This window comes from Luteimonas sp. A611 (assembly GCF_054072715.1).
Genome location: NZ_JBSVRP010000001.1, coordinates 2,209,418 through 2,221,115, shown reverse-complemented (window position 1 = coordinate 2,221,115; position 11,698 = coordinate 2,209,418). Strand labels below are relative to the sequence as shown.

The following is an 11,698-nucleotide window of genomic DNA, read 5'->3' as shown; positions in this document are numbered from 1 at the left end:
CCCCGCATTGCAATACGTGCGCGGCCGCGCGATCCGGACAGCGTGGCCTCAGGCTTCGCCCGCCGCATCTTCGCCGGGCGTGCGCTGGCGCAGGATCCGCGCCGGGATACCACCAACGGTCGCGCCGGCCGGCACGTCGTGCACGACCACGGCGTTGGCGCCGACGCGGCAATGGTCGCCAAGCCGGACTGCGCCGATGACCTTGGCGCCCGCGCCGATGAATACATGGTCGCCGACGACGGGCGAGGTGTACTTCTCCGCGCCGATCGTCACCTGGTGCTCGATATGGACATGGGCGCCGCCGCGCACGCTGCCGTTGATGACCACGCCCTGGCTGTGGATCAGCACGAAGCACGGCCCGAACTCGGCGCCGCGGCCGATGATGCACTGGCCGAAGAAGGCGTTGAGCTTGTTGAACAGCATTGCCAGCGGCGCCAGCCGCCGCCGCTGCGACCACTGCATCGCGCGATAGCAGGCCATGGCGAAGGTGCCGTCGGTGAGCAGGGTCTTGACGATGTTGCCGGGGCGGTCGTCGCCGTAGCACCACCTGGCCTTGGCCTTGACGTCTTCGGCAAACAGCATGCATTACCCGGGGCGGAACGGTCGGCAAGTACAACGCAAACCGGTGCCGCGGCCGGTCATCGGCGGCGCGCGTGCCCGGGACGGCGCGCTTTCCGCGTTCCACGTTTCGACACTTGCATGCACGGGAAACCTGGATGGACCGGATCAGCGTGGTGATGCCCGCCTACAACGCATCGGCGACGCTCGCGGCGTCGATGCGCTCGGCGCTGGCGCAGACCCATGCCGACCTGGAACTGCTGGTGATCGACGATTGCTCGACCGACCACAGCTGGGACCTGGTCCAGGCGATCGCGCGCACCGATGCGCGGGTGGTGCCGATCCGGCAGCCGCGCAACGCCGGTGTCGCCGCCGCGCGCAACGCCGGCATCGAGGCCGCCACGGGCCGCTACATCGCCTTCCTCGACAGTGACGACCGCTGGTACCCGGACAAGCTCGAGGTGCAGCTGGCCGCGATGCAGGCGGCCGGGGCGCGGGTCGGCTACACCGCCTATGAACGCGTCGATGAATCCGGCCGCAGGCTGTCGGTGGTGCGGCCGCCGGCGCGCGTGCGCCATGCAGACATGCTGCTGGGCAACAGCATCGGCAACCTCACCGGCATGTACGAGCGCTCGCTGGGCGAGATGCGGTTCGGCGCCTGGGGACACGAGGACTACGTGTTCTGGCTGCAGCTGGTGCGGATCGCCGGGGAAGCGGTCTGCGCGCAGCCCGACCGGGTGCTGGCCTCCTACCTGGTGCGCGCCGGCTCGCTGTCGTCCAACAAGCTCAGGGCGATGCGCTGGCAGTGGCGGATCTATCGCGAGTCCGAGCGGCTGGGCATGCTCCGCTCCGGCTGGTGCTTCGCCCACTACGCCCTGCGGGCGGTCGGCAAGCGCATGTAGGAAGGCGGCGGGCCGCGCCCCGCGGGCGCACCCACGTGATGGTAGTCACGGTCGGGGTGGGCCGGTGTCCGCTTTGCCGGGCTTTCTGGCGGGCTGCCGGGCCATGCATTGCGCGTTCAGGCTTTCGGTGTGAGCCTCGCCGGGCGACGCGGCCTGCCTGCGCGGCGCAATCAGGGGGCAATCCGAAGCTTTTCCGGTTCCTGGGAGATCCGCCCGAATGCGTTGCCGTGTCCTTTTTGCAGCCCTGGCCCTGGTGCTGCCCGTCCTTCCCGCCGCTGCCGCCGAACTGTTCGTCTCCACCGCGGGCAACGATTCCACCGGCAACGGCAGCGCCGCCAGCCCCTACCGGACCGTCAAGAAGGCGATCTCGACCTCGCGCGCCGGCGACACGGTGACCGTGCGCGCGCCGTCCGCAAACCGCACCTACAACGAGTGCGACGTGCGCCTGCGGCACCGCCTGGTGCTGCGTTCGCCCGCCGGCGAACGGGCGCATATCCACTGCAATCCGGACGTCACCAACTCGGTCACCATCCAGATCGATCCGGCCGCCTCCGGCAGCCGGGTCTCGAACCTGGAGCTCACCGGCAGCCAGTACTACGGCGTGATGCTGCAGACCAACTGGTACCAGGGCGGCCCATCCTCCAATACCGGCGCCAGCGACGTCATCCTCGAGGACCTGCTGATCCACGGCACCGGCACCGACGGCATCAAGCTCACGCCCAAGTCGAACAACGCGGTCATCCGCCGGGTCGAGATCCACAGCACCGGCGCGCGCCATTCGGGCAACGCCGACGGCATCGACAACGTCAACGCCGACGGCATGGTGGTCGAGGACAGCTACATCCACGACACCGCCACCACCGGCCTGTACTTCAAGGGCGGGGCGCGCAACGTGGTGATCCAGCGCAACCGCATCGAGAACACCGGCGACGCCGGCATCCTGGCCGGCTTCGACACCAGCCCCGAGTTCTTCGACCTGTCGGTGAATCCCCAGTACTACGAGGCCATCGGCGGCATCGTGCGCAACAACGTGGTGCGCAACACGCGCTACTCGGGTATCGGCATGTATGCCTCGAAGGACACGGTGGTGGCCAACAACACCATCGTCAATGCCGCCAGCGGCGGCCATTCGGCGATCTATTTCGGCGTGACCCTGCAGGACTACGACCCCGCCGCCGGGCGACCGGCCAACGTCAATCCGAAGGTCGCCAACAACCTGGTCATCCAGAACAACAACCGCTGCGTGGAGATCCGCTATTCCAGCGAACTTGGCGGGCTGTCGGGCCTGAGCGGCTCGCCCGGCAGCAACTGGAACGGCTACGGCAACGGCTGCGTGTTCCGCGACAGCAGGCCAGGCGGCTTCGGCCAGGGCAACCTGTCGCAGTGGCGCAGCGCGCTCAACGCCGACGCCAACAGCAAGCAGGCGGCCTATGCGGTGGACGCCACCGGACGGCTCCCGGCCGGCAGCCCGGCGATCAACGCAGGCACCACGCTGGCCGAGGTGGCCGACGACATCGACCGGCAGTCGCGCAGCGTGCCCTACGACCTGGGCGCGGATGAAGTGGTGTCCTCGCCACCCCCGGCCAGCCGGATCCGCCGCAGCGGCAACCAGCCGCTGACCCGCGGCGGCGCCTCGGCAGCGATGCAGCCTGCCGCCGCGTCAGCTGGTCGCGCGCTGTCGGCGGGCCCCGCCCGTGCCACGCCGATGGCAAGCACGGAAACCGACGCGACGGTCGAGGCCGCGGCAGGCCAGCCGGCTGCGGCGGCAGTGGCCGTGGCCGCGCGGACCGGTGTCCGCATCGCGCCGCCGGCCCTGCAGCTGTGGTCGCGCCTGCGCGGCTGGTGGGCCGCACGCCAGACGCGTGCAACGGAGTCGCTGCGGCGCGATTGACAGTCCGGCCCGCGTGGCCGGCCGGTGGCGATGACATGTCCTGCCCCCGGCCCGGAATGCGTTGAATCTGGCACTGGGTTGCTGCGCCATTGGCGGCAACCTGCCTGATCGATGCAGGACGGGGGGCGAGGGACATGCAAGCATTCGGCCATGAACATGCGACCACCGGGTCGCGATCCAGCTGCGGGTGGCGGTCGTGATCGGCGCATTCGCGGGCCGGGCCAACCGGACGGTGCGGCTGCTGTGGCTGCTGGAGCTGCTGGCGATCCTGCTGGCGGTCACCCTGGCGGTCTGGCTGCGCTTCATCGACGATCCAGCGAGCCGTGGCCTGTTCGTCGAGACCGCGCCGGGGCGGACCCTGCTGGTCGCACTGTTCGTGACCGCGGCGATGGCGGCGTTCGGGCTGTACCAACCGCACACGCGGCATAACCGCGTCGACCTGGCGCTGCGCATCGTGCTGGCGTTCGCGTTCGGTGGCGTCGGGCTGCTGGTGCTGTACTACGCGATCCCCGCGACCTACATCGGCCGCGGCGTGCTGGGCATCGCGCTGGTGGTCGGGCTGGTCCTGGTCTGCTTCCTGCGCCTGGTCATCTACCCGCTGGCCGGCGTGGAGGCGTTCAAGCGCCGCATCCTGATCCTGGGCGCAGGCAACAACGCCGACCTGATCAACAGCCGCCTGCGCCGGCGCAGCGACCGCAAGGCATTCAGCGTGATCGGCTTCCTGCCCATCGAGGGGCAGACCAGGGTCGTGGCCGAGAATCTGCTGGTCGCGCCGAGCGGGTCCACCCTGTTCGACACCGCGTCCGCGCTGCATGCGCACGAGATCGTGATCGCGCCCGACGAGCGCCGCGGCGGCGTGCCCATGGACCAGATCCTGCAGTGCGCGCAGCAGGGCATCGCGATCGTCGACCTGCCGGCGTTCTTCGAGCGCGAGGCCGGGCTGATCAAGCTCGAGATCGCCGACCCGTCCTCGCTGGTGTTTTCCGGCGGCTTCGACCATTCGTTCCCGCGCAGGCTGAGCAAGCGCGCCTTCGACATCTCGGCCGCGCTGCTGCTGCTGCTGATGGCCTGGCCGGCGATGCTGCTGGTGGCGGCCTGCGTGTGGCTGGAGTCGGGGTCGCCGATCCTGTACCGGCAGACCCGGGTGGGCGAGGCGGGGCGGACCTTCAATCTGACCAAGTTCCGCAGCATGCGCACCGACGCCGAGAAGGACGGCGTGGCGCGCTGGGCCAGCAGCAACGACGACCGCACCACGCGGGTGGGACGGTTCATCCGCATGACCCGACTCGACGAGCTGCCGCAGCTGTTCAACGTGCTGGCCGGCGACATGAGCTTCGTCGGTCCCCGCCCGGAGCGGCCGCAGTTCGTGGACCAGCTCAATGACGAAATCCGCTATTACAATGTCCGGCACTCGGTGAAGCCCGGGCTCACCGGTTGGGCCCAGCTTCGCTACCCGTACGGCGCCTCGGTCAACGATGCGCGGGAAAAGTTGAAGTTCGACCTGTTCTACGTCAAGAACCACGGACTGGTCTTCGATTTCATGATCCTGCTGCAGACCGTCGAGGTCGTCCTGTTCCGCCGCGGCGCGCGTTGAGCCGCCCGGAATGCAGCGCCTGCGGGGCTGAACAACCGTCCGCGGCCTCCCGCCGCGGCCGTCCCGCCACACCTCCGACACGAAGAAGAAGCACGCATGGCAGCCACTGAAAGCCTGGTCCGGGAATTCATCGCCAACACCTTCCCGACCGATGGCGGCGAATACCCCGGGGATACCGACCTGCTGCAGGCGGGGATCATCGATTCGATCGGCGTGCTGACGCTGGTGACGTGGCTGGAGGAAGCATTCGGTTTCCTGGTCGACGACGAGGACGTGGTGCCCGAGAACCTGGGCAGCGTCGACGGCATCACCGCCTACGTGGAGCGCAAGCTGCAGGAGGCCGGCAACCCGGCATGAACCGCTACGAACACCACCTGGCCCTGGCGGCCGCCGCGCGTCCCGACCACGTTGCGATCGTGCACGCCGGGCAGAGGACGAGCTACGCCGGCCTCGATGCCGCCGCCAACCGCTTCGCCGACGGCCTGGTCGAGCACGCGAGCCTCGAGAACGGCGAGCGCTGCGTCCTGTTCCTGGAAAACCGGGTCGAAACCGCGATCGGCATCTTCGGCACGCTGCGCGCCGGCGGCATCTTCAGCGCCGTCAATCCGACCACCAAGGCCGACAAGCTCGCCTTCATCCTCAACAACTGCGAGGCGGCGGTGCTGTTCACGCAGGCCAGCCTGGCCCCGGTCGCGTTCGCAGCGGCCGCGCAGGCGCCCAGCGTGCGCAGGATCGTGGTGGTCGACGACGCGGCCGGGGAAATGCCCGGCAACGCGATGTCGTTCGACGCGTTCTCGTCGCTGCGCTCGCCCGGCGCGGCGTCGCGCAGGCCTGCGGGGATCGACATCGACCTGGCGATGCTGGTCTACACCTCGGGGTCGACCGGCAATCCCAAGGGCGTGATGATGACGCACCGGAACATCGAGTGCGCCGCGTCCTCGATCACCACTTACCTGCAGTCGCGCAGCGACGACGTGGTGCTGAGCGTGCTGCCGCTGTCGTTCGACTACGGCCTGTACCAGCTGCTGATGTGCGTGAAGATGGGCGCCACCCTGGTGCTCGAGAAATCGTTCGCGTTCCCGCAGAAGGTCCTGCCGCTGCTGGCCTCGGAGAAGATCACCGGCTTCCCGCTGGTGCCGACGATGGCCGCGCTGATCCTGCAGTTGCGCAACTTCGATCCCGAATGGGCGAAGAGCGTGCGCTACCTCACCAACACCGCGGCGGCGCTGCCGCCGGCGCACATCCTCAAGCTGCGCGAGCTGTTCCCCAATGCGCGCGTGTACTCGATGTACGGCATGACCGAGTCCAAGCGCTGCACCTGGTTGCCGCCCGAGCAGCTCGACACGCGGCCCGACAGCGTCGGCATCGCGATCCCCGGCACCGAGGCCTGGGTGGCCGATGACGAGGGCCGGCGCGTAGCGCCCAACACCGTCGGCGAGCTGGTCGTGCGCGGCGGTCACGTGATGCAGGGCTACTGGCGCAACGACGAGGCCACCGCGAAGACGCTCAGGCCCGGCCGCTATCCCTGGGAGCGGGTGCTGCACACCGGCGACCTGTTCCGAATGGACGAGGAAGGCTTCCTGTATTTCGTCGGGCGCAAGGACGACATCCTCAAGTCGCGCGGCGAGAAGGTCAGCCCCAAGGAAGTCGAGAACGTGCTGTATGCGTTGCCCGGCGTGCGCGAGGCGGCCCTGGTCGGCGTGCCCGACCCGGTGATGGGGCATGCGCTCAAGGCGATCGTGGTGACCGACCGCGACGACCTGGACGCGCGCACGATCCTGGCCCACTGCCGCGCGCACCTGGAGGAGTTCATGGTCCCGCGCACGGTCGAGTTCCGCGATGCCCTGCCCAAGACCGGCACCGGCAAGATCCGCCGCAGCGTGCTGCAGGCCGAAGCCGAGGGACGGCCGCTGCCGGAGGACGAGGCGGCCTGAGCGCCGCCCGCTGCGCACCTCAGCCCGGCGGGAACATCCCCGCCGGCAGGTCCCCGCAGTGGCGCGGGGTCTCGCCCTCCCAGCGCTCGCCCGGCCCCGGCTGCCTGCTTGAAGCGCCCAGCGGCTTGAGCGGCGAGCTGTACCAGTCGCGCGCCTGTCCGCAGACCATGCGCACCCAGGACGGCCCGTAGTGCCACAGATGGCCGTCTTCGGTCGTGTCGGTCGGGGCGCCCAGCGCGTCGCGCACCTCGCTGGCGGGCATGCCCGCCGCGAGTGCGATCTGCGCCTCCGGGCGCGGGCGTGCAGGTGCCTGCGGCAGCGCGCCAAGCACCGGCTCCGGCGCCGCGGCCGCCTGGGCGGCCGGACGCAGGTCGGGGAACTGGGACAGCGCGAACACCAGCGCCAGCGCCACCAGCGCCATGGCCAGCACGCGGCGGCGCCGCGGCGACGGGGCGTCGTCCCAGTCCTCGGCCTGTACCGGCATCAGCGAGGTCTCGACGGGCTGTGCCCGCGGGGGCGGCACCTGCGCCGGCGGCGCTGCTGCAGCACCCGGCAGACGGCCGTGCGCGCGGAAGAACTCGAGTGCGGCGGCGTAGCCGATGTTGATCGTCTTCAGCGCATCCTGGCCCGCAAGGCCATCGCCGCAACGGTCCGGATGCAGCTCGGCGACGCGACGGCGGTAGGCGCGCTTGAGCGCTTCGGGCGTGCAGGAGGGCTCGACTCCCAGCTCGCGGTACAGCGCGAAGAAGTCGATGGGCACGTTCACGGCCGGGTGGCGCATCGGCCAGCCCTCATTCCGGATCGAGCCTGCAGAAGATGCCCGGCAGCCGCAGCATGGCGCTCAGGTCCGGCAGGCCGACATTGGGTTCGACCGCCACGCGCGGCGTGTCGAAGCGGGGCGAGGACGGTGAAGCCTCGCCGCCGTAGTACGAGAACGCGCGGCGCACGCCGGCAGCCTCGAGGCAATCGCGGGTGTCGTCATTGAAGGCCCAGGGGCTGCCGACGGGATAGGCGAAGTATTCCATGGGCCTGCCGGTTTCGGCGAGGATCCGCGCCGCGCAACCCTCGATCTCTTCGCGCTGCTGTTCCTTCGGCAGGCGCGACAGCACCGGATGGTTGACCGTATGCCCGCCGATGGTCATGCCGTTGTCCGCCATCTCGCGGATCATGTTCCAGTTCATCCAGTGCTCGGCGACGGTGTCGGGCGGGGACAGGCCCGATGCCGCGCGTAGCGCCGCCAGCATCGCCGCGGCTTCGGATGTCTCCAGCGACTTGTACATCGACAGCAGCGCGTGGATCTGCGTCTCGCGATGCGCGGACAGGGCGAGCGGCTCGTCGATCCAGGGACGCAGGTCGATCCGTGCGCGCGTGCTGCCGCGCACCAGCCAGGCGATCTCGTCCCACCACGGCAGCGAAGGCCGGTCGATGAAGCCGGTCGCGATGAAGAACGTGGCCGCAACGCCGTGCCGGCGCAGGATCGGATAGGCGATCTGGTAGTTGTCCAGGTAGCCATCGTCGAAGGTGACGAGTACGTGGCGCCCGCGACGGCTTGCCGCGGTTTCGAAATCGTCGGGCGAGATGACGTCGAAGTGCCGCGCCAGCATCGCGATCTGCGCGTCGAAGGCCTCGGCGTCCGCACTCCACAGCTCGCGATCAAAGGGCGAGTTGGCGGCATCGCCGACGCGATGGTAGTTCAGGATCAGGACGCCCCTGGAAGGCAACAGGGCCGCAAACAGCCGGTCCAGTCCCGTGCGCGAAACCACTCTTGCGGCAATCCGCTTCTTCATCTGCATACTCCTGTTTCCACAGGGGCGCAGGCACAACATTGCGCGACCCGTTCCTTCCCCTGCAACCTGTAACGGTGAACGTCGACGGGAACGGACGCTGGCCGGACGCGGGCCGGAATCGCGTCTTACCGGAAGATTCCCGGCATGCGCGGAGCGCGTGGCCGGTTCGTGCGGCCCCGCCGGATGCGGCCGGCTCAGGCCACCGCGGCATGCATTCGTCCGGGGCCAGCACTTCGCACTGCATGGCTGGACCGATCCCGATGACAACCCGAACCCTCCTGCTCGCGCTCGCGCTCGTGATCGCCGCCGCCGCCCTGGCCCACGGGCCTTCGCATGCGGCCACGTGGCACGTCTCGACCGCCGGTGATGACAGCCGTGGTGACGGGTCGGCGCAGCGGCCGTTCCGCACGCTCGGGCGCGTGCTCAACACTTCCGATGGCGTCGCCAACGCGGGCGACACGCTGGTGCTGGCAGGGCCCGCGGGCAACAACCGCTACGACGAGTGCGACGTGCGCCTGCGCGTCCCGCTCACGATCCGCTCCGCCCCCGGCGAACGCGCGCACATCCATTGCGATCCGGCTGAGCCCGATACGGTGACGATCCACATCGATCCCGAAGCGTCCGGGAGCGTGCTGTCGAACCTCGAGATCAGCGGCGGCCATTACTACGGCGTGATGCTGCAGACCAACTGGTCGCAGGGCGACACGGAGGGATACACCGGTGCCTCGGACGTGGTGCTGGAGGACCTGCTGATCCACGACACCGGGCGCGACGGCATCAAGATCACGCCCAAGTCCAACCGCGCCACGATCCGCAGGGTCGAGATCCACAGCACCGGTCGCCGCGACGGAGAAAACGCCGACGGCATCGACAACGTCAACGGCGACGGCATGCTGGTCGAGGACAGCTACATCCACGACGTCGCGACCACCGGCCTCTACTTCAAGGGCGGCGCGCGCGACGTGGTGATCCAGCGCAACCGCATCGAGAACACCGGCGATGCCGGCATCCTGGTCGGCTTTGACACCAGCGTCGATTTCTTCGACCTGGAGGCCAATCCCGAGTACCACGAGGCGATCCGCGGGATTGTGCGCAACAACCTCGTGCGCAACACGCGCTATGCCGGGATCGGGCTGTACGCCTCGAAGGACACGCTGGTCGCGAACAACACCATCATCGACGCGGCGCGCGAAGCGCAGTCGGCGCTGTTCTTCGGCATCGTGTTCCAGGACTGGAACGAGGATGCGAAGCGGCCGCCGAACCGCAACCCGACCGTCCACAACAACCTGGTGGTGCAGAGCGGTGGGCCCTGCGTGGAGATCCGCTGGTCGCCGGAACTGGGCGGCATCTCGGCGCTGGAGGGGAACGCCGGGCTGGACTGGAACGGTTACCACGACAGCGCGGGCCCCTGCGGTTTCGTCGACCAGCGCCCGGATTCGCCGCTGCCGTTGCTGGCGCGGCGGGTCGGGTTCGAACAGTGGCGCAAGGCGATGGGCACCGATGCGCACAGCGTCGATGCCGGCCTTGGGGTCGATGCGGACGGACGGCCGCTGGCGGGGAGCGCGGCGATCGGCGCAGGCCACGCGCTGCCCCAGGTCGGTGACGACATCGAGGGCCGGCCCAGGGGTGAGCGCAGCACGCTAGGCGCCTACGAAACACCTTCCAGCGAAGCGATCGGTGTGCTCGTGCCGCCGTCAGGTGGCGGCGCCGGTGGCACACCCCCGCCGGAAGCCACGCTCCGCGACATGGCGGCCCAGGCCGGCGTGAGCGCTGCCGCAGCGGCGCCGTATGTGCAGCGCGCCTGGTACGCGGCGCTGCCGTGGATCTCGCCGCTGCGTGCAGCCGCGCTGGTGCTGCTGCTGTTTGCCATCGTCGCCGCCGGCCTGGCCGTGCGCGTCGCGCGCCGGCGCAACATCACCGGCTGGCTGCTGGCGTGGATGCGCCAGGACTGGCGCGCGCCGGTGCCCGCCGGCACCACGCGGCACCTGATGTTCTGCTTCGTCGACCACTACGAGCCGGCCTGGGGCAAACCCGACCTGGCCAAGGAGCGCGAGCGGGTGGCACGCTGGCGGCGTGACCTGCCAACGCTGTGCGAGCGGCACCGCGATGCCGATGGTCGGCCGCCGGTACACACCTTCTTCTACCCCGAAGAGGAATACCGCGAGGAGCACCTGGACGCGCTGGTCGAGCTGTGCCGGCTTGGCCTGGGCGAGATCGAGATCCACCTGCACCACGACAACGACACCGCCGAAAACCTGCGCGCAACCCTGTCGCGCTTCACCGAACTTCTGGCCTCGCGCCACGATGCGCTGCCGCGCGATCCGATCACCGGGCAGCCGCGCTGGGCCTTCATCCACGGCAACTGGGCGCTCGACAACAGCCACCCGAGCGGCCGCCACTGTGGCGTCGACAACGAGCTGATCGTACTGCGCGAAACCGGCTGCTATGCCGATTTCACCCTGCCGTCGGCGCCCGATCCCTGCCAGACGCGGACCATCAACCGCATCTATTACGCCAAGGACGACCCGGCACGCCCGAAGTCGCACGACACCGGGCCGCGGGTGAAGGTCGGCGGGCGCGACGAAGGCGACCTGATGATCGTGCAGGGGCCGCTGGGCTTCCGCTGGAAGAGCCGCAAGTGGGGGCTGCTGCCGCGGATCGAGAACTCGGACGTGCGCGCGGTCGCCACCGCCAGCCCGGACCGCATCGATGGCTGGGTGGAGACCGGGATCCACGTCGAAGGCCGCCCCGAGTGGATCTTCGTCAAGATCCACACGCATGGCGCCGAGGACCAGGACATGGACGCACTGCTCGGCAAGGCCATGCACGAGGCCTACGACCACCTCGAGTCGCGCTACAACGACGGCGCGCACTGGAAGCTGCACTACGTGAGCGCGCGCGAGGCCTACAACATCGCCAAGGCCGCCGAGGCGGGGCTGGCCGGCGAGCCCGGCCAGTACCGCGACCATCTGATCCCGCGGCCGGGCTATGGCGAGGTGAAGCTGCAGGCGGTGCGCAGCGCCTGAGCGCGC

9 protein-coding genes are annotated in these 11,698 nt (G+C 69.5%); 6 read left to right on the top strand and 3 right to left on the bottom strand.

Annotated features, from left to right (window positions below; all coding sequences use genetic code 11):
- Positions 1–48 precede the first annotated feature (48 nt).
- The gene (locus ACW5EG_RS09900) at positions 49–582 is read right to left on the bottom strand and encodes a serine O-acetyltransferase (RefSeq protein ID WP_457021357.1); all 534 of its coding nucleotides are present in this window, start codon (positions 580–582) and stop codon (positions 49–51) included.
- 134 nt (positions 583–716) lie between these two features.
- Between ACW5EG_RS09900 and ACW5EG_RS09895 the strand changes: the two genes are divergently transcribed.
- The 5 genes from ACW5EG_RS09895 to ACW5EG_RS09875 all read left to right on the top strand — a co-directional run bounded on the left by ACW5EG_RS09895 (position 717) and on the right by ACW5EG_RS09875 (position 6,879).
- Complete coding sequence (locus tag ACW5EG_RS09895; RefSeq protein WP_457021356.1) at positions 717–1,460, top strand: glycosyltransferase family 2 protein; 744 nt, start codon at positions 717–719, stop codon at positions 1,458–1,460.
- Positions 1,461–1,677: 217 nt separating this feature from the next.
- Complete coding sequence (locus ACW5EG_RS09890) at positions 1,678–3,351, top strand: right-handed parallel beta-helix repeat-containing protein (RefSeq protein WP_457021355.1); 1,674 nt, start codon at positions 1,678–1,680, stop codon at positions 3,349–3,351.
- A gap of 196 nt (positions 3,352–3,547) precedes the next feature.
- Positions 3,548–4,945, top strand: a complete 1,398-nt coding sequence (locus ACW5EG_RS09885) for a TIGR03013 family XrtA/PEP-CTERM system glycosyltransferase (protein WP_457019751.1) — start codon at positions 3,548–3,550, stop codon at positions 4,943–4,945.
- Positions 4,946–5,041: 96 nt separating this feature from the next.
- A complete protein-coding gene (locus tag ACW5EG_RS09880) occupies positions 5,042–5,302 on the top strand; it encodes an acyl carrier protein (RefSeq protein ID WP_457019749.1) in 261 nt (86 codons plus the stop codon).
- On the top strand, positions 5,299–6,879 hold the full coding sequence (locus ACW5EG_RS09875) for a class I adenylate-forming enzyme family protein (protein ID WP_457021354.1): 1,581 nt from the start codon (positions 5,299–5,301) through the stop codon (positions 6,877–6,879). Before ACW5EG_RS09880 ends, ACW5EG_RS09875 begins: the two co-directional genes overlap by 4 nt.
- Before the next feature lie 19 nt (positions 6,880–6,898).
- Here the strand turns inward: ACW5EG_RS09875 and ACW5EG_RS09870 are convergent, their stop codons facing one another.
- The gene (locus ACW5EG_RS09870) at positions 6,899–7,660 is read right to left on the bottom strand and encodes a J domain-containing protein (protein WP_457021353.1); all 762 of its coding nucleotides are present in this window, start codon (positions 7,658–7,660) and stop codon (positions 6,899–6,901) included.
- A 10-nt stretch (positions 7,661–7,670) separates the two neighbouring features.
- A complete protein-coding gene (locus ACW5EG_RS09865; protein ID WP_457021352.1) occupies positions 7,671–8,666 on the bottom strand; it encodes a polysaccharide deacetylase family protein in 996 nt (331 codons plus the stop codon).
- 260 nt (positions 8,667–8,926) lie between these two features.
- Here ACW5EG_RS09865 and ACW5EG_RS09860 point away from each other — a divergent pair, with 260 nt between their 5' ends.
- Positions 8,927–11,692, top strand: coding sequence for a right-handed parallel beta-helix repeat-containing protein (locus tag ACW5EG_RS09860; RefSeq protein WP_457021351.1), 2,766 nt, complete (start codon positions 8,927–8,929; stop codon positions 11,690–11,692).
- The last annotated feature ends 6 nt before the right edge of the window (positions 11,693–11,698 follow it).

Coding starts and splice junctions, on each gene's coding strand:
- ACW5EG_RS09900 (WP_457021357.1), bottom strand. CDS start 582: ATGCTGTTTGCCGAAGACGTCAAGGCCAAGGCCAGGTGGTGCTACGGC.
- ACW5EG_RS09895 (WP_457021356.1), top strand. CDS start 717: ATGGACCGGATCAGCGTGGTGATGCCCGCCTACAACGCATCGGCGACG.
- ACW5EG_RS09890 (WP_457021355.1), top strand. CDS start 1,678: ATGCGTTGCCGTGTCCTTTTTGCAGCCCTGGCCCTGGTGCTGCCCGTC.
- ACW5EG_RS09880 (WP_457019749.1), top strand. CDS start 5,042: ATGGCAGCCACTGAAAGCCTGGTCCGGGAATTCATCGCCAACACCTTC.
- ACW5EG_RS09875 (WP_457021354.1), top strand. CDS start 5,299: ATGAACCGCTACGAACACCACCTGGCCCTGGCGGCCGCCGCGCGTCCC.
- ACW5EG_RS09870 (WP_457021353.1), bottom strand. CDS start 7,660: ATGCGCCACCCGGCCGTGAACGTGCCCATCGACTTCTTCGCGCTGTAC.
- ACW5EG_RS09865 (WP_457021352.1), bottom strand. CDS start 8,666: ATGAAGAAGCGGATTGCCGCAAGAGTGGTTTCGCGCACGGGACTGGAC.
- ACW5EG_RS09860 (WP_457021351.1), top strand. CDS start 8,927: ATGACAACCCGAACCCTCCTGCTCGCGCTCGCGCTCGTGATCGCCGCC.